A 17,730-nucleotide genomic window follows, 5' to 3' on the forward strand; every position below is an offset into this window, starting at 1 on the left:
ACGTAAGCAAAAGTGACCACGCACACCATCATCGACACCCAGGACGTCAAGGCCGTCAATACGGGGGCCAAGACCCAAAGTTCCCTCTACGCGGCGCACCAGAAGGTGTTTCCAAAACGCGCGGAGGGAACCTTTCGCAGGCTCAAGTGGATCATCATGGCGGTGACGCTGGGGATCTACTACCTGACGCCCTGGATACGATGGGACCGTGGTCCCTTCGCGCCGGACCAGGCCGTGTTGCTCGACATGGCCCACCGGCGTTTTTATTTCTTCTTCATCGAGATCTGGCCGCAGGAATTCTACTTCGTGGCCGGTCTTCTCGTGATGGCGGGTGTGGGGCTCTTTCTCGTCACCTCGGTCGTGGGCCGCGCCTGGTGCGGATACACCTGCCCGCAAACGGTCTGGACCGATCTCTTCATCAAGGTGGAGGAACTCGTCCAGGGAGACCGCAACGCCCGCATCAAGCTCGACAAGGCGCCGTGGTCGTTCCGCAAGCTGTCTCTCCTCAGCTTCACCCATCTCATCTTCCTGCTGATCTCGCTCGCCACCGGCGGCGCCTGGATATTCTACTTCGCCGATGCACCGACGCTGCTGAAGAGCTTCGTGATGGGTGACGCGCCCTTCATCGCCTATGCGACGGTGGGCGTCCTCGCCACCACGACCTATATCTTCGGCGGGTTGATGCGCGAGCAGCTGTGCATTTTCATGTGCCCGTGGCCGCGCATCCAGGCGGCCATGCTCGATGAGGATTCCCTCGTCGTCACCTATAACGACTGGCGCGGCGAACCCCGCACCGCCGGCACCAAGAAGGCCGCTGCCGCCGGCCTCGCCGTGGGCGACTGCATCGACTGCAACGCCTGTGTCGCCGTGTGCCCGACCGGCATCGACATTCGCAACGGCCAGCAGCTCGAATGCATTACCTGTGCCCTCTGCATCGATGCCTGCAATGCCATCATGGACAAGATCGGAAAGCCGCGCGACCTGATCGGCTATTCGACGCTGCGTGACTACAACCACAACATGGACATCGCCTGCCCGGACGCCACCGATGACGTCTGGGGCCGCATCGATCCCACCCGCGTGCACAAGCCCGGCGGCGGCTTCATCGATGGCCTGAAGCACTTTGACTGGAAGATCTTCTTCCGCATCCGCACGCTGATCTACCTGGGCATGTGGTCACTGATCGGCGTCGGCCTTCTTTTCCTCCTGCTCACCCGCGACCGCCTGGAAGTGAACGTGCAACACGATCGCAACCCGATTGCCGTGAAGCTCTCGGACGGTGCCGTGCGCAACGGCTACACCATGAAGATCCTCAACATGGTGCCCGAACCCCGCACCATCACGCTGACCATCGAGGGCCCACCGGGTGCGTCTATGGCCATCGCCGAAATGCCGGAGGTCGTCGGCCGCAGCGCGGACGTTGAAGTCCAGCCCGACAAATTGCGCGCCCTCCATGTTTTCGTCTCAGTTCCGGCGCAACTGCTCCAGCCGGGCAAGACGAATTTCCGCATCGTCGTTTCAGACAAGCAGTCCTTCGAAACCGACAGCTATGAAGCGATCTTCGAAGTTCCGGAGAACATGAAATGAGCAACGGCACACGTCAGTTCACGGGCAAGCACATGCTGGCCATCATGCTCGGCTTCTTCGCCGTGGTGCTCGCCGCCAACATGACGATGGTCTATTTCGCCCGCCACAGCTGGACCGGCCTTGTCGTCGAAAACTCCTATGTTGCGAGCCAGGAATTCAATGAGAAGACCCAGAAGCTCGAGGCCATGGAGGCTGTTGATGTGCATCCCGACGTGACCTTCGAAGCAGGCACGCTGCGTGTGCGCCTGCACACCCGCGCTGGCGAGCCGGTGATGGCCCGTAACGTCAAGCTGGCCATTGGCCGTCCCTCCAACGAGGGGGAAGACCGTGTGGTCGATCTGGCCGAACGCGCCTCCGGCACCTTCGAGGCGCCGCAGGACCTGGCGCTGGGCCAGTGGACGGGTTCCGTGACAGCCGAATTGCCCGGCCACGGCGAGTGGACGCGTCCCGTCCGTCTCGTCATCAAGGGCTGAGGACGGGAGCGCCGTGCCATGTCCTGTTGCGCCGCACCGCTGATCAGCGATTCCGCCCGCGAGACCTTGTCCGCGAGCCGCATTGCATTGCTGGAAGACCTGCGCGCCAACAGCAAGCAACTGGTGGATGGCCGCGTCACCTATCTCCTGTCCGCACCCGCCATCCATTGCGGCAACTGCATCAACACCATTGAAGACAGCGTGACGAAGATCGACGGCGTCACCGACGTGCGCGCCAACCTCACCATGAAGCGGGTGTCTGTCACGCTCGACGATACCAACCGCAGCCTCCTGCCGGTGCTGCAGGCGTTGGAAGGCCTGGGCTACGCCACGCAGTCGCTCACGGCGGAGGAAGCAGGTGGCAGCGATCCTGAATTCAAGGTGCTGGTGCGCTCGCTTGCCGTCTCGGGCTTTGCCGCCGCCAACATCATGCTGCTGTCTGTTCCGGTGTGGAACGGTGCCGAAGGCGCCACCAAGGAACTCTTCCATTTCATTTCGGCGCTCATCGCCATTCCCTGCGTCGCCTATGGCGGCATGCCGTTCTTCCGGTCGGCCATTGCCGCCATCGGCCGCCGCCGGGTCAACATGGACGTGCCCATCTCGCTTGGCGTGACGCTCGCAACCGGCATGTCGATGTACGAAAGCTTCATTGGCGGCGGACACGCTTATTTCGACGCCGCCACATCGCTGCTGTTCTTCCTCCTGATTGGCCGCGTGCTGGATCACCTCATGCGCGCCCGTGCCCGTGCCGCGGCAGGCAATCTCGCGCGCCTCTCCTCCAAGGGCGGCTTCGTGGTGAACGAGGCGGGCGAACTCACCTACATGGCGCTTGATGCCATCAACCCCGGCATGCGGCTGCGCGTCTCCGCCGGCGAACGCTTCCCCGTGGATGGCACGGTTGTCGAAGGCACAAGCGACGTGGACCGCGCGCTGGTGACGGGCGAGAGCGAACCGCAGCGCATCGCCGATGGTTCCGGCGTCGAAGCCGGAACGCTTAACCTCACCGGCCCCGTGGACATGCTCGCCACCCGCGCCGCCCGGGATTCTTTCCTCGCCGAAGTGACGCAGATGATGGCCGCGGCTGAACGCGGCCGCTCGTCCTATGTGCGTGTCGCCGACCGCATGGCGCGGATCTATTCGCCCGTCGTGCACCTCCTCGCACTCACCTCCTTCACGGGCTGGATGCTGTGGACCGGTGGCGACTGGCATCAATCCCTCACCGTCGCGGTGGCGGTCCTCATCATCACCTGCCCCTGTGCGCTCGGCCTTGCTGTGCCCGTAGCGCATGTGGTCAGCGCCAGCCGCCTCTTCGCCAATGGCATTCTCCTGAAGGATGGTTCTGCACTCGAGCGCCTGGCCGCGATCGACGCTGCCGCCTTCGACAAAACCGGTACGTTGACGACCGGCGAACCCGCCGTTGCCCTTTGCCAAATTCCCGAAGGCGCTGTCGCCGCCGTGGCCAAGGCGCTCGCCTTGCGCAGTGTCCACCCCGCCGCCCGCGCCCTGGCGCGTCACCTGCAAGGTCTAGCCGAAACCCGCGTCACCGAATTGCATGAGGTTCCGGGCAATGGCGTCGAAGGCCTGTTCGACGGAAAGCGCGTGCGTCTTGGCCGCGGCACCTGGGTGGCGGACATTGCCCAACGCCGTGACAGTACAACAGGGCAGGGTGTTGCCTTCGCCATGGAAGGTGACGAGCTGTGGCTCACCACGCTCACCGAACGCACCCGTCCCGGTGCCCGTGCGCTCGTGGCCGCACTGGAGCAGCGCCATCTCCCCGTGACACTTCTTTCCGGCGACGGCCAGACGCAGGTCGCGGCCATTGCCCGCGAACTGGGCATTGCCGACGTTCATGCCGAACTGAAACCCGGCGACAAGCTGGCCTTCCTGACGACCGCCGCACAGGCGGGCCGCAAGATGCTGATGGTGGGGGACGGCCTCAATGATGCTCCCGCCCTTGCTGCGGCACATGTGTCCATGGCCCCGGCCTCGGCCTCCGACATCGGCCGCACGGCAGCAGATTTCGTGTTGACCCAGAACAACCTCACGGCCGTGGCCTTTGCCCATCGCGTGGCGCAAGCCACGGGCCGGGTGGTCCGGCAGAATTTCGCGCTTGCCATTGTCTACAACGTGCTGGCCGTGCCGCTCGCCATGTCGGGGCAGTTGAACCCGCTGATTGCGGCCCTCGCCATGTCGAGCTCCTCGATCATCGTCGTCGCCAACAGCTTGCGCCTGCACCTGCTCCGGCCCGAGGCCGGGGCTGCGGCTGTACAGGCCGGTTCCCCGCAGTCTATGATCGCGCCTCTGGCCAAGGAGGCCCACGCATGACCAACCTGGCCTTCCTCATTCCCGTCGCCCTGGGGCTCGGCGCCCTCGGCTTGGGTGCGTTCCTCTGGAGCCTGACTTCGGGGCAGTATGAGGACCTGGATGGCGCTGCCGTCCGCATCCTCCGCGACGACGACGACAAGCCGCGTCCCTGATCCCCGCACGGTTCACCACGGGATCCGCCCCCGCTTTGCAATTCGCGCGCCCCCACGCTATATGAGGAAACATGACAGGCAGACTGCACCTTGCTGAACGGTTGCGCGCTGTGGGGCTCCGTCCCACGCAGCAGCGCCTTGCCTTGGGCGATCTGCTCTTTTCCAAAGGCGACCGCCACCTCTGCGCCGAAGACCTCCATGCCGAGGCCCGGGCCGCCAAGGTGCCGGTGTCACTGGCCACCGTCTACAACACGCTGAACCAGTTCAAGGCGGCAGGACTCTTGCGCGAAATCGCCATCGAGGGCGACCGCAGCTACTACGACACCAACACGTCCAACCACTATCACTTCTTCGACGATGAGAAGCACCAGCTGATGGACATTGATCTGGCTGACTTGCGTGTCGTCGGACTGCCTGAAGCGCCCAAGGGCAAGGTCATCGACCGCATTGACGTGATCGTGCGTCTCAAGGACGCCTGAAAACAGCCTGGGAAGAACCTGAGGCGGCTCAGTCCACCACTTCGCCGGGATATACGCCCCACAGGCGGTTCTGTTCGGCATAACCTTCGTAGTCACCGGCCGTGATTTCGCACCAGCGGCCATCGCAGGTGCCGATGCTGGCCAGAACGCCGGGCGAGAGTCGTGCTGTCACGCCGCTTTTCGCGGCCTTCGCATCATGAAGATCAAGCGGCATGTCATTGCCGCTCCAGGCGGCGACAAAGGCATTGCGGCGGCCGGAGAGCATGCTCTGCAGGATCCAGCCTTCGGCGCCGTCGCTGTCGCGGATCTTGCGCCAATTCTCGAATTCCGCGGTGATCTCGACGGGCATCCCCTTGCGCTGGAACACGAAAGCCACGGGATGATCGCTCGAGGGACCGCGACGCACGTTCACCTTGTCGGCCTTGAGGGAGACGAAGCGGGGAAGCGGCAGGCCGGTGCCATCGGCCTCCTTGTCCTTGGCGGGCGCCTTTGCGGACCCGAGGGAAGCGGTGATGTCGCCGGCGGTGGAGCGGCTCTGGGCGGCTTCCGTGGACTTCCGGTTCATCAGGCTGGCAAGGCCGTAGGATGTGCCTGCACTGGCAAGGGCCAGCGCGAGAAGGGATGCGACAGCAAACGCAGGGTACAAACGCAGCGACATAACAGACAGATGGCCTTTGGTGTTGCGGGCGCGGGGCCCTTGCGCCAAAGCTGAAGCGGTCAAGCCGACGCAAGATCAACCTTGTCGCCACCTCAGCCTTTGGGCTACTCCCTACATGGCGCTTTCAAGGTTAAGATTGCGTTGAAATTGCCGTTTTTCTGGATACCGGATGCCCTCTTCCAAGCCCACCGTCATCGTCACGCGCAAACTGCCGGAAGCTGTCGAAGCCCGCATGGCGGAGCTGTTCAATGCCCGCTTCAACACCAGCGACGTGGCCATGAACCATGCCGCGCTGGTGCAGGCCGCCAAGGACGCTGACGTGCTGGTGCCGACGGTCACGGACCGCATCGACAAGTCGGTGATCCTGCAGGCCGGCCCCCGTCTCAAGCTCATCGCCAATTTCGGCAATGGCGTGGACAACATCGATGTGGAGACCGCACTGGCGCGCGGCATCACCGTCACCAACACGGCGGGCGTGCTCACCGAAGATACTGCGGACATGACCATGGGCCTCATCATCGCCGTGTCGCGGCGCATGATGGAAGGATCGCGGGCCCTCGCCGATCCGGCGCGATGGAAGGGCTGGTCGCCCACCTGGATGCTGGGCAACCGCATCTGGGGCAAGAAGATCGGCATCATCGGCATGGGACGGATCGGCACGGCTCTCGCCCGCCGCGCCAAGGCCTTCGGCCTCTCGATCAACTACCATAACCGCAAGCGCGTCCATCCCAAGACCGAGGAGGAACTCGGCGCCACCTATTGGGAAAGCCTCGACCAGATGCTTGCCCGCATGGACATCGTCTCGGTCAACTGCCCCCATACGCCTGCAACCTTCCATCTCCTCTCGGCCCGCCGCCTGAGGATGATGAAGAAGGACGCCTTCCTGGTGAACACGGCGCGGGGCGAAGTGATCGACGAGAATGCCCTCGCCCGCATGCTGGAGGCAGGCGAACTTGGCGGCGCGGGGCTGGACGTGTTCGAACACGAACCGGCCGTGAACCCGAAGCTGCTGGCATCGAGCCGCGTGGTGCTGCTGCCGCACATGGGCTCTGCCACCATCGAAGGCCGTATCGACATGGGCGAGAAGGTCATCATCAACATCAAGACCTGGGCCGATGGCCACAAGCCCCCAGACCGCGTTCTGCCGGGCATGCTCTGATCACGAAAACCTGAAGCCCGCGCGGTGAGGCGTGACTTTCTTGCTCCACGTTTCTGCGTATGAGAGTGTCACAACCGGAGTGACATGATGCTGAACCGCCGCCAATTCATCGGAACCTCGGCCGCTGGCCTTTTCCTGCCCCGCGCAGGACAGGCGCTCGCGGCCGACTGGTCCGGAACGGAGGCGGAGGCCAAGGGCCAGACCGTCTATTTCAACGCCTGGGCCGGCTCCGAACCCATCAATGCCTACATCGGCTGGGCCGCAGGCGAGATGAAATCGCGCTTTGGCATCACCGTTGAACACGTCAAGATCACCGACACCGCCGAAGTGGTGAAGCGCGTGCGCGATGAAGTGGCAGCGGGCAAGCGCGATGGCTCTGTCGACCTCGTATGGATCAACGGCGAGAACTTCAGCCTGATGAAGAAGGGGAAGCTGCTGTTCGGTCCCTTCTCGGAAACCTTGCCGAACTATCGCTACGTCGATGTCGATGGAAAGCCCACGACCCGGCAGGACTTCGCCGAAAGCGTCGATGGTCTGGAGTCGCCCTGGGGCATGGCGCAGCTCACCTTCTTTGCCGATGGGGCAAGGGTTGCCGACCCTCCGCGCGGCATGAAGGCGTTGCTCGCTTTCGCAAAAGCCAATCCGGGCCGCGTCACCTATCCCGCGCCGCCAGACTTTCACGGCACCACGTTCCTGAAGCAGGTCATGCTGGAGCAGGCGGTGGATCGCAACGCGCTCTATCGCGACCCGGTCGACGCACAGGTGCGGCCGGAGTCGTTTTCATTCCTCGACGACTTGCACCCGCATTGCTGGCGCGCCGGAAAGCAATTCCCGAAATCACAAGCCGAGGTCACGCAGATGGTGGCGGATGGAGAGCTTCTCGTGGGCCTCACCTTCAACCCCAATGAGCCTGCCAATCTCGTGGCTGCAGGCACGATGCCTGCAACAACGGTGGCGTGGCAGCATGAGAAGGGCACCATCGGCAACACGCATTTTGTGGCCATACCCGTGAATGCCCGCGCCCGTGCCGGTGCTGAAGTCCTCGCCAATTTCCTCCTCTCGCCGCAAGCCCAGGCGCGCAAGAATGATATCAAGATCTGGGGCGATCCCACTGTTCTTGCAGTTGAAAAACTTTCCGCCGAAGATCAGGCGGCCTTCGCCAGTGCCGCTGCACCGGGCAGCGTGAGCTTGCCGGGGCCGGCACTTCTGGAACCGCGCGCCTCGTGGGTGCCGCTTATCGAGAAGGCCTGGCTCAGTCGCTACGGCAACGGGTGATGCGCACGCTCGCAACCTTGCCTCTTGCCGTGGTTCTTCTCCTGCCGTTGTTGGCGTCTTTGCTGTTTATCCTGCCCGGTGTTGCTGACCTCGACTCCTTCCGCGCACTCGCCAATCATCCGCAATTTTGGGGTGCGCTTGCGTTGTCACTTGCCACGGGTCTCGCCAGCACCGCAGGGTCGCTCGTGCTGGCGCTCGGGATAATCTTTGCGGCGAAAGGCAAACACCTGTCTTCGCGTGCGGGATTGTTCCTCGCTGTGCCGCATGTGTCGTTTGCCATCGGACTTGCCTTCCTCATCATGCCGGCGGGATTGCTCGCCCGCGCCGTGGCTCTGGCCGCTGGCTGGACGATGCCGCCCCAGTGGGTGACCACGCAGGACCCCTGGGGCCTCGCCCTCGCGGCGGCCCTTGTCCTGAAGGAAACGCCATTCCTCGTCTGGGCCTTTGCCAGCCTTCTCGCGCGGGAGGATCTTGCGGCCGGATTTGCAGGACAGCGCGCCGTGGCCCGCAGCCTCGGTCATGGCGAGGCCTCCACCTTCCTCCGCGTGATTGTTCCGCAACTTCTGCCGCAAGCGCTGGGGCCGCTCATTGCCGTGCTGGCCTATGGCATGACTGTCGTCGACATGGCGCTGGTGATCGGGCCCACCCAGCCGCCCACGCTGGCGCAACTGGCCTGGACCGACCTCTCCGACGCCGAACCTGCAACGGTGGCACGTGGCGCTGCGGGTGTTCTTGTGCTGTGCGCTGTCGTGGCGGCAATTCTCGCCGCTGCGTCCGTCGTGCTGATATTCTCGCGCACCCATCTGCACCGTTTCTACGCCGCCTCTCCACGGCACGGGGCAGGGCATGGCGGGGCCGCGTGGCTGCTGTGGCCAGCGCTTCTTGCCATCTATGTTGCCGTTGCAGCAGTCTTGCTGCTGCAGTCCGTGGCGGCGCAGTGGCCGTTTCCATATCTGCTGCCGAACGTTTCGACTCTCCACGCCTGGACCCATCTGCTGTCCGACCCGCGCCCGGTGATGACGAGCATGGCGCTCGCCCTCTCCACCACGGCTTTCGCCGTCGGGGCGACGGTGATCTGGCTCGAATGGGCCCCGTGCGCGACGGACAGGGCGATGAACCTCTCGGCGCTCGCCGCCGTCACGATTCCCATGCTGCTGATCGCCTTGGGTGAGTACCGCGCCTTCCTGGCCCTCGACCTCACGGGAACGGCGGTGGCGCTCTGGACTGCCCATGCCGTGCCCGTATGCGCCTATGTGTTCCTGTTGCTGGCGCGGCCCTATCGCGCCTACGGAACGCAGTGGGCGGTGGTTGCCGCGGGCTTGCAGCAAGGCCGTGCCCGCTTCCTCTGGCGGGTCAAGTGGCCGATGCTGAAGGGGCCCGTGTGGGCGGCGGCAGCCGTGGGCTTCGCGGTGTCGGTCGGCCAGTATGTTCCTGCGCAACTCGCCGCCGCCGGCCGCTTCTCCACCTTGCCCATGGAGGCCGTGACGTTGTCGTCGGGCGGCAACCGCCCCTTGCTGGCCGTCTATGGCATCGCCCTCATGGCGCTGCCGCTCGGTGCATTCTTGATCGCTGCTCGCGAAGGCCGGTCCCGCTGGAGCACGCCATGACGCTTGTCCTGCGCGACGTTGCCGTGAGCCTGCGGGGCATGCCCCTGATCCGGCCCTTCTCCGTGTCGGTGCAGGCGGGTGAAATCCTGACCATCATGGGGCCAAGCGGCAGCGGCAAATCCGCCTTGCTCGCCTGGATCGGCGGCGATCTTGCCGGCGCGATGCAGGGCGCAGGCGAGGTCCTGTTGAACGGCCTGAATGTGATTGGCATGGCGCCTGAACGCCGCCGCATCGGCCGCCTGTTTCAGGACGACTACCTCTTTCCCCACATGACGGTGGGCGAAAACCTGCTGTTCGCCATTCCGGCTGCGCGCCGCGAGGTCCGGCTGGAGATGATGCGGCAGGCCCTGGCAGACGCAGGCCTCGACGGCTATGCGGACCGCGCACCGCAGACACTCTCCGGTGGCCAGCGCGCCCGCGTGGCGCTGATGCGCACGCTGCTCTCCGGCCCCGCCGCCGTTCTGCTCGACGAACCCTTCTCGCGCCTCGACCAGGACTTGCGCAGCACCATCCGCAGCTTCACCTGCGATCACATCCGCGAACGCCAGGTGCCGGCAGTTCTCGTGACCCACGACCGTGCCGATGTGCCGCCGGGCGGGCGGGTGCTGACCATCTCGGCGCAGGGAGACATGCACCATGTTTGACCGCCAGATTCTCGCACTCACCCGGCCCGCGGTGGAAGGCGTTGCCCGGCGGTTGAATGAGCGCGGCATCACCGCGGATCACGTCAGCCTGTTCGGCTTCGCCTTCGGCATGCTCGCCGCCCTCCTGATCGTGGCAGGCGAGATCAGGTGGGCGATCATCCCGTTGCTGGTGAATCGCCTCTGCGATGGCCTCGACGGCGCACTGGCGCGGAAGGGCGTGGCAACTGACCGCGGCGCCTTCCTCGACATTACCCTCGACTTCTTCTTCTATGCCGGCGTGCCGCTGGCTTTCGCGCTCTGCAACCCGCCGCAGAATGCGCTGCCCGCCGCAGTCCTGCTGGCGGCCTTCATCGGCACCGGCGTCACCTTTCTCGCCTACGCCATCATGGCGGAAAAGCGCGGCGACAAGAGCACGGACTACCCGTCGAAGTCCTTCTACTATCTGGGCGGGCTGACCGAAGGTTTCGAGACGGTGCTGTGCTTCGTGGCCATGTGCCTGTGGCCGGCCCACTTCCCGCTCCTGGCCTATGTCTACGCCGCCCTCTGCTGTGTCACCACGGCGACGCGCATGGCGGCGGGCTGGCAGGCCTTCGGTTCAGGCGGCGTCAAATGACTTGGGCCTGTGCACCAGGTTCACCAGCACGAAGGAAATGATCATCAGCAGGTACCATGAGGTGAACTTCCCCAGCGAGACGAGTTGCCAGCCCGCCTGCTGGTTCGGATAGAGCCAGATGTGCGACGCCGTGGCGATGTTCTCCGCGAGCCAGATGAACAGCGCCACCAGGAAGAATCCCAGCAGCATGTTCATCCTGTGCCGGAAACGGAACACCTTGTAGTGAACCGAACAGCGCCAGAAGAGCAGGGCCGTGGCCGCAAACAGCAGCCAGCGCAGATCCCACAGGAAATGGTGCGTGAAGAAATTGGCATAGATGCCAACGGCCAGCAGCAGCGTGGCGGAGGCGGGCGGGTAGTTGGAAAAGCGGAAGTCGAAGATCCGTGTCACCCGCGCCAGATAAGAGCCGACGGCCGCATACATGAAGCCGGAGAAGAGCGGTACGCCCGCGAGCCGCAACACGTTCTCTTCGGGATAGGTCCACGACCCCATGTGCGTCTTGAACAGTTCCATGCCAGTGCCCACAGCATGAAAGAGAAAGATAACCACGGCCTCCGACGGTTTCTCCAGGCGGAAGGCGAGCATGGCTGCCTGCAGCAGCAGGGCGGCCACGAACAGGGCATCATAGCGGGCCACGCCTGCCTGGGCGGGCCAGGCCACGGCGGAGAGCATGATGAGGCCCAGCAACAGGCCGCCGAACAGGCAGGCCCAGGCCTGCTTCAGGCCGAAGACAAGGAACTCGATCGCCGCCCCCGCCAGACCGTGCTGCGGCAGGCGTGCCAGCACGCCATGTGCCGCCGCATCGATTCTCGCTTCCAGGCTTGTCCGTTCCGCCATGCGCCGTCCGTTCCCGTCTCCACTCTCACGCGCTCTGTGGTTGAAAGGTGGCGGCGGAGCCGCGTCCGGTACGGCCCGCAAAAAAATCTCGGTGAAGCCAAAAAAAATCTTGATTGCGACGGGCGACTCCATCATATGCGCACCCGTCCAAAGTCGCACGTGCCGCTAAGGTGATTTCTTCCCGCGTGAAGGTGATCCCCAAAGTAACGACGGTGAGGGCTTCTCGTCTCTGCTGGTGTGTCCAAACGCCAGTGTCACTTGAGGCAAACACAAGTCTGCTCGATGTGCGATTGGGCCATCCCAATCAATCAGAAGCGAAAACCGGTCTGGGTTCCCAGTTGGCGTCTCCATCGCGCCTGCACGGAGTTCTGGTCTGGCATTTCAACGTCTGCTCTTGAAGGGATCACGTCCATGGCCACCGCGAAGATCATCGAATTCCTCCGACGTGAAAAGCCCGAAGGCCCCTGCCTCGTGGTCGACCTCGACGTCGTGCGTGACAACTATGAGGCCTTTGCCAGCAGCATGCCGGACACCCGCATCTTCTATGCGGTGAAGGCCAATCCTGCGCCGGAAGTGCTCTCGCTCCTCGCCTCGCTGGGCTCGTGCTTCGACACGGCCTCGGTGCCCGAGATCGAAATGTCGCTGGCAGCGGGTGCCACGCCTGACCGCATTTCCTTTGGCAACACCATCAAGAAGGAGCGCGACATCGTGCGCGCCTACGAGATGGGTGTGCGCCTCTTTGCCGTCGACAGCCACACCGAAGTGGAGAAGGTCGCCCGTGCCGCCCCCGGCGCGCAGGTGTTCTGCCGCATCCTCACCGATGGCGCTGGCGCCGAATGGCCGCTCTCGCGCAAGTTCGGTTGTGAGCCTGCCATGGCCGAGTCCGTGCTGCTTTCGGCTCATGCGCTCGGCCTCCAGGCCTATGGAGTGTCCTTTCACGTCGGCTCGCAGCAGACGCGTCTGGACGCCTGGGATGTGGCCGTCGGCGAAGCCAAGGCGATCTTCGAGCGCATGCTGAGCCACGGCATCAAGCTGGAAATGGTCAACCTCGGCGGCGGTTTCCCCACCAAGTACCTGAAGCCGGTACCGGGCCAGTCCACCTATGCCAACGCGATCCATGATGCGCTGACGAAGCACTTCGGCAATGCCCTGCCCGAGACGATCATCGAACCGGGCCGTGGCATGGTCGGCAACGCCGGCGTGGTGAAGGCCGAGGTCGTGCTCATCTCCAGGAAGCACGCCAACGACGACACGCGCTGGGTCTATCTCGACATCGGCAAGTTCGGCGGCCTCGCCGAGACGATGGACGAGGCGATCCGCTATCCCATCACCACCGCCCGCGATGGCGACGTGAAGGAGCCGTGCGTGATCGCCGGCCCGACCTGCGACTCGGCTGATGTGCTCTACGAAAAGACACCGTATCCGCTGCCGATCACGCTGACGGTGGGCGACGAGGTGCTGATCGAAGCCGCCGGCGCTTACACCACGACCTACGCGGCCGTCGCCTTCAACGGCTTTCCGCCACTCCGGGCCTACGTGATCTGACACCACGCGCGTCCCTCGCCCTTCGCGGCATCGCTGAGCGATGCACCTCGGGGTGAGGGACTTTCCCCCATCGTCCCTCATGCTGAGGAGCACGGCAACGCCGTGCCTCGAAGCATGTTCAATCTCATTTCCCATGGGAGACTTTCAATGGTCACCATTCGTCATGAAACCGCCTCTGATGTCGCTGCCCGCGAAGCCCTTTTGGACAAGGCCTTCGGCAAGGCACGTCTCCGCAAGACCTCAGAGCGCCTGCGTGAAGGCCGTTTGCCGGCGGAGGGCCTGGCCTTCACAGCCCTTGATGCGAAGGGCCGGGTCATCGGCACCCTTCGCCTGTGGAACATCATCGCCGGTTCAGCGGGACCGTCGCTGCTGCTCGGCCCGCTCGCCGTCGATTGCCGCCAGCAGAAGAAAGGCATCGGCCGCAAGCTGATGGAGCACGCCCTCAACAGCGCGCGCGTGCTCGGCCACGAGTCCGTGCTGCTGGTGGGCGATGCGCCCTACTACGCGCGCTTCGGTTTTGATGGCAGCCACACCCGCAGCCTGCACCTGCCGGGCCCGGTGGAGCGTGATCGGTTCCTCGGCCTCGAACTCACGCCCGGCGCGCTCGATGGCGCGGAAGGCCTGCTGAGTGCATCGGGTGCCGTACGGGAACAGTTGCGCGGCGCCGTCGCAGCCTGAGTTACCGCCAGGCTTTCGCCCGCTCGACGGCGGTGGCGAAGCGCTGGCGCTGCTCATCCGGAAGGGGGGCCTCCGGATGATGCACCTGGGCGGGGCGGGGTAGTGGCGGCAAGGTCTGCCCACCCGCCCCGGCCATGGCCATGCGGGCCGTGCCCAGTGCCGTGAGTTCGGTCGATGATGCCACGGTGACGGTGCGGTTCAGTGCATTGGCGAGGAAGCGCATGAAGTAATCATTGTTGGCGAGGCCACCGTCGATGGAGATGGCCGGACCAAGCGGCAGCAGCGCTGCCATGGCCTGCATCACCTCCGCAGCACGAAGGGCAATGCCTTCCAGAACGGCCTGCATCATATCGGCCCTCGTGGTGTCGAGGCCAAGCCCGATCCACAGTCCCGCAGCGTTGCGGTCCCAGTGCGGGCAGGCGAGTCCAGAGAGGGCAGGCACGAAACACAGGCCGCGCGACAAGGCGGATGGCGCGGCGAAGGCATTGATCTCGTCGTAGGACGCAAACAATCCAATGGACCGCGCCCAGTTGATGGCCGAGGCCGCATTGTAGACGGCGCCATCGAGGGCGAAGTCGGCGGCAGAGTGTCCCTTTCGCCAGGCGACTGTCGCCGCCAATCCCGAGTTGTCGCGCGGCGGCCGCCTGCCACCGGCAATGCCGAGGGCAAAGGCGCCCGTTCCGAATGTGATCTTGGCATCCCCCGGCTTTTCGCAACCGTGCCCGAACAATGCGGCCTGCTGGTCAACGAGGTTCGCCGTAATGGCGATGCCCTTGTGATTTCCAAACGGCCCGGTCGTATCGCGGATATCCGGCAACACCTCGCGGGGAATGCCGAAGAGCTTCAGCAGATCATCATCCCATTGCAGCGTATCGAGCGACATGAGCGAGGTGCGCGACGCCGTCGTGACATCCGTCGCGAATTGGCCCGCCAGCCAGTCGAGGAAGAAGGCGTCGCTGGTGGCAATGCGCAAGCGCCCCTGTGTGAGCAAGACCTTCGCCTCGGGCACGTTGTCCATGATCCAGCGCATCTTCGTGGCCGAGAAATAGGGGTCGAGCGGCAGACCGGCGCGCGCAAGCGTCAGCTCCTCCTCCCCCTCAGACTTCAGCCGTTCCGTCACATCCTTGGTGCGGTCGTCCTGCCAGACGATGGCGCGATGACAGGGCTTTCCCGTCTTCGCGTCCCATGCCACCAGTGTTTCGCCCTGATTGTCGATCCCGATCGCATCAACAGGCCCCGCCGCCGCGATGCAGGCCTGCACATGCGACAGCAATTCCTCCGCATCATGCTCCACCCAGCCCGGTTGCGGATAATGTTGCGCATGCTCGAAGCCCGCCACCTTGGTGAACGTGCCCGCTTCATCCAGCGTGAAGGCCTTCGTGCCCGTGGTGCCCTGGTCGATGGCGAGAACCTTCATCGCATTGCTCCTGCAATCTGGTCGGCGATACCGCGCGCTTCTGCCACGCACCGCCCGGCGGTCTTGAGATCACCCCAGGCATTTCCAACGCGCGTGGGCGTGGGCAGCGAAGGGCTGGTAGTGTTCGAAAGAAGCGCATCCTCCGGCACAAACGCGCCGCTCACGATGACGCCGTCGCAGGCGATGGTGCGGCGCTGCCCCGCTTGTTCAATCTCAACGCCGGTCACGCCATCCGTGCCGTGAATGGCCGTGACCCGCGCCTGCAACAGCAACGGCACGCCATAGCGGAGCCGCGCCCCCCAGCGGAAGGCGAGGGGCGCTTCCAGCCGTTCGGCGATCATGGCGGCGGGGCGAATACCCGCATGGGCGCAGGTCATCAGCGCCGAGAAAGACACCCATTCCGCCCCGATGATCACGGGCCGCACGAAGGGCTTCATTCTCTTCAGATAGACAAGCTGTTGCAGCGTGCCCGTGTTCATCACCGAGGTCGAGCGCGTACCGCCGATAAGCCGCGCCGCCCGTGTGGATTCGCGTGCCCCCGTCGCCAGCACCACATGTTTCGCTTCCATGGCGCCGATGCCGGTCAGCGGCGCATGCACGCGCAACAGTGTGGGCGATGTCATCTCGACCACCGTATGCTGCGTGCGCACGTCCACGCCGCGCGCATCGCGGCGCAGGCGCGCGGCATAATCCGGACCGCTCATCAGGCGGCGGTGGCTTTCCCAGCCGAAACCCCAGTGGCCGCAGTGCCGGGGCACGCCACCCGCTTCCGACTCGCGCTCCAGCACCACCACATCGCGGATGCCGCGGGCCTGCAATTGCACGGCACAGGCAAGCCCCGATGGTCCGCCGCCGATGATGACGACATCATGCTTTTCCATGGGGCGCCTTCTCGAACAGGCTGCGCACCTCGGCGCCGCAATTGAAGCCCTGGCAGCGCCCCATCATGGCGCGGGTCCGCCGCTTCAGTCCGCCGAGATCGCCGGCGGGAAGTGGCCCGGTAAGTGCGTCCGTGATCTCCTGCCGCGTCACCCATTCGCAATGGCAGACGATGTCGCCGCCCTGTTGGTACGGGCGGTTGTCGTGTTCCGCCAGCATGGGCACGGGTGTCCACAGCGGTGCTGGCTTCCGGGGCAGCTTTCCGAAATGCCGGGCGTAGAGTGCTTCCACTTGCCCCGCGATTCCAAGCGATCCCGTAAGGCCCGTGGAGCGGATGCCGCCGACGGTGATCCAGTTCCGACCCGGCAGCGCTTCGATCACATAGTCCTTGTGGTCGGTCGCGGGCCTGAGGCCCGCATAGATGGCGTTCACGCCCACGTGAGCGAGATCCGGCACCATCTCGATGGCGCGCGCCTGGAGGCGTTGCAACGTAGCCCCATCGCAAGTTCCCGCTTCCCGCTCCTCGGCCTCCTCCGCCGTGGGGCCGATGGCAAGATTTCCGAAGATGGTGCGGAACAGCACGACGCCCTTTGTGCGCTCGGTGGGAACAGGAAGGATGATGGCCCGCACCAGCCGCGCCGCAGGCTTGTCGAAGACCACGAACTGCCCTTTGCGCGGCTTGATGTGGAAAGGCGAAGCCCGCGCAAAAGCCTCCACGTGATCGCCGAACAATCCCGCCGCGTTGACCACGATGGCGGCTTCGACCGTGACATCACCTGCGGAAAGCGTCCAGGCCCCCCCGCGCAGCTCCGCGCCTCGCACCTCGGCCTTGCGGTGGATGACGGCACCATGGGCGATCGCCTGGTGTGCATAGGCCAGCGGCGACGACCACGGGTCGATCACGTGCTCGCCCGGTACCAGCACCGCCGCCAGTGCCGATGCGGCAAGCCGCGGCTCACGCCGGTGCATCTCGGCTCGCGTGAGCAAGGCAACGTCCTTGACGCCATTCTTGTGGGCCTTGGCGACAATGCCGGGAAGGGCGGCGCGTTCCTCTTCGCTCCATGCCACGACCAGCGCCGATGTTTCCAGCAGCGGCAGGTTCAGCTTTTCGCGGATGGAGAGATACTCGGCATGCCCCGCCTGCATGCAGGCGAGTTCGGTGCTGCCGTGAGGCGCATCGAAGCCCGTGTGCAGCAGCGCACTGTTGCCCTTGCTGGCGCCAGAGAGGATGTCGGCACCTTTTTCCAGCAGCACGCAGGACAGCCCCGCCATGGCGAGGCGGCGCAGGATGGCAAGTCCCACCACACCGCCCCCGATCACCGCAACATCGAATCTGCCGTCCATGCCGCGACTATGGCACGAAAAAAAGGGTGGCCCAAAGGCCACCCTTTCCTGTTTGCAA

17 protein-coding genes are annotated in these 17,730 nt (G+C 64.6%); 12 read left to right on the forward strand and 5 right to left on the reverse strand.

Annotated features, from left to right (window positions below; translation table 11 throughout):
* Positions 1-12: 12 nt before the first annotated feature.
* The 5 genes from ccoG (at position 13) to IPM06_09070 (ending at position 5,016) form a co-directional block, all read left to right on the forward strand.
* Entirely contained in the window at positions 13-1,587 is a 1,575-nt protein-coding gene (gene ccoG, locus IPM06_09050; GenBank protein MBK8770562.1) for a cytochrome c oxidase accessory protein CcoG, read from the forward strand.
* Positions 1,584-2,060 (forward strand): FixH family protein, encoded by a 477-nt coding sequence (locus IPM06_09055; GenBank protein MBK8770563.1) that lies wholly within the window; start codon positions 1,584-1,586, stop codon positions 2,058-2,060. Before ccoG ends, IPM06_09055 begins: the two co-directional genes overlap by 4 nt.
* Before the next feature lie 18 nt (positions 2,061-2,078).
* Positions 2,079-4,385: a cadmium-translocating P-type ATPase gene (cadA, locus tag IPM06_09060; GenBank protein ID MBK8770564.1), complete on the forward strand. Its 2,307-nt coding sequence runs from the start codon at positions 2,079-2,081 to the stop codon at positions 4,383-4,385.
* A complete protein-coding gene (ccoS, locus tag IPM06_09065; GenBank protein ID MBK8770565.1) occupies positions 4,382-4,537 on the forward strand; it encodes a cbb3-type cytochrome oxidase assembly protein CcoS in 156 nt (51 codons plus the stop codon). Before cadA ends, ccoS begins: the two co-directional genes overlap by 4 nt.
* Positions 4,538-4,608: 71 nt before the next feature.
* Positions 4,609-5,016, forward strand: a complete 408-nt coding sequence (locus IPM06_09070) for a transcriptional repressor (GenBank protein ID MBK8770566.1) — start codon at positions 4,609-4,611, stop codon at positions 5,014-5,016.
* Between the two features lie 28 nt (positions 5,017-5,044).
* Here IPM06_09070 and IPM06_09075 read toward each other — a convergent pair whose 3' ends face one another.
* Complete coding sequence (locus IPM06_09075; protein ID MBK8770567.1) at positions 5,045-5,581, reverse strand: SH3 domain-containing protein; 537 nt, start codon at positions 5,579-5,581, stop codon at positions 5,045-5,047.
* A 262-nt stretch (positions 5,582-5,843) separates the two neighbouring features.
* Here IPM06_09075 and IPM06_09080 point away from each other — a divergent pair, with 262 nt between their 5' ends.
* The 5 genes from IPM06_09080 (at position 5,844) to IPM06_09100 (ending at position 10,972) form a co-directional block, all read left to right on the forward strand.
* Positions 5,844-6,833 carry a D-glycerate dehydrogenase gene (locus IPM06_09080; GenBank protein ID MBK8770568.1) on the forward strand — a complete coding sequence of 330 codons (990 nt, stop codon included), beginning with the start codon at positions 5,844-5,846 and terminating at the stop codon, positions 6,831-6,833.
* Between the two features lie 87 nt (positions 6,834-6,920).
* Entirely contained in the window at positions 6,921-8,108 is a 1,188-nt protein-coding gene (locus IPM06_09085; protein ID MBK8770569.1) for an ABC transporter substrate-binding protein, read from the forward strand.
* A complete protein-coding gene (locus IPM06_09090; protein ID MBK8770570.1) occupies positions 8,108-9,715 on the forward strand; it encodes an ABC transporter permease in 1,608 nt (535 codons plus the stop codon). Before IPM06_09085 ends, IPM06_09090 begins: the two co-directional genes overlap by 1 nt.
* A complete protein-coding gene (locus tag IPM06_09095; GenBank protein ID MBK8770571.1) occupies positions 9,712-10,359 on the forward strand; it encodes an ATP-binding cassette domain-containing protein in 648 nt (215 codons plus the stop codon). The genes IPM06_09090 and IPM06_09095 overlap by 4 nt, the downstream gene beginning before the upstream one ends.
* Entirely contained in the window at positions 10,352-10,972 is a 621-nt protein-coding gene (locus IPM06_09100) for a CDP-alcohol phosphatidyltransferase family protein (protein ID MBK8770572.1), read from the forward strand. Before IPM06_09095 ends, IPM06_09100 begins: the two co-directional genes overlap by 8 nt.
* On the opposite strand, the gene IPM06_09105 is transcribed toward IPM06_09100, so the two are convergent.
* Positions 10,955-11,809 carry a DUF817 domain-containing protein gene (locus IPM06_09105; GenBank protein MBK8770573.1) on the reverse strand — a complete coding sequence of 285 codons (855 nt, stop codon included), beginning with the start codon at positions 11,807-11,809 and terminating at the stop codon, positions 10,955-10,957. The two genes, IPM06_09100 and IPM06_09105, sit on opposite strands and share 18 nt — an antisense overlap.
* A gap of 411 nt (positions 11,810-12,220) precedes the next feature.
* Here IPM06_09105 and IPM06_09110 point away from each other — a divergent pair, with 411 nt between their 5' ends.
* Both IPM06_09110 and IPM06_09115 read left to right on the forward strand, forming a co-directional pair.
* The gene (locus IPM06_09110; GenBank protein MBK8770574.1) at positions 12,221-13,354 is read left to right on the forward strand and encodes a type III PLP-dependent enzyme; all 1,134 of its coding nucleotides are present in this window, start codon (positions 12,221-12,223) and stop codon (positions 13,352-13,354) included.
* A 147-nt stretch (positions 13,355-13,501) separates the two neighbouring features.
* Positions 13,502-14,032, forward strand: coding sequence for an N-acetyltransferase (locus tag IPM06_09115; GenBank protein ID MBK8770575.1), 531 nt, complete (start codon positions 13,502-13,504; stop codon positions 14,030-14,032).
* Position 14,033: 1 nt separating this feature from the next.
* Here the strand turns inward: IPM06_09115 and IPM06_09120 are convergent, their stop codons facing one another.
* From IPM06_09120 to IPM06_09130, 3 genes are read right to left on the reverse strand one after another with little or no spacing between them, the layout of a single operon-like run.
* Positions 14,034-15,449, reverse strand: a complete 1,416-nt coding sequence (locus IPM06_09120; GenBank protein MBK8770576.1) for a glycerol kinase — start codon at positions 15,447-15,449, stop codon at positions 14,034-14,036.
* Positions 15,446-16,330 (reverse strand): NAD(P)/FAD-dependent oxidoreductase, encoded by an 885-nt coding sequence (locus IPM06_09125; protein MBK8770577.1) that lies wholly within the window; start codon positions 16,328-16,330, stop codon positions 15,446-15,448. Before IPM06_09125 ends, IPM06_09120 begins: the two co-directional genes overlap by 4 nt.
* Positions 16,317-17,672 (reverse strand): FAD-dependent oxidoreductase, encoded by a 1,356-nt coding sequence (locus IPM06_09130; protein ID MBK8770578.1) that lies wholly within the window; start codon positions 17,670-17,672, stop codon positions 16,317-16,319. The genes IPM06_09125 and IPM06_09130 overlap by 14 nt, the downstream gene beginning before the upstream one ends.
* Between the last annotated feature and the right edge of the window lie 58 nt (positions 17,673-17,730).

The organism is Hyphomicrobiales bacterium (genome assembly GCA_016710435.1).
Taxonomy (GTDB): Bacteria; Pseudomonadota; Alphaproteobacteria; order Rhizobiales; family Aestuariivirgaceae; genus Aestuariivirga.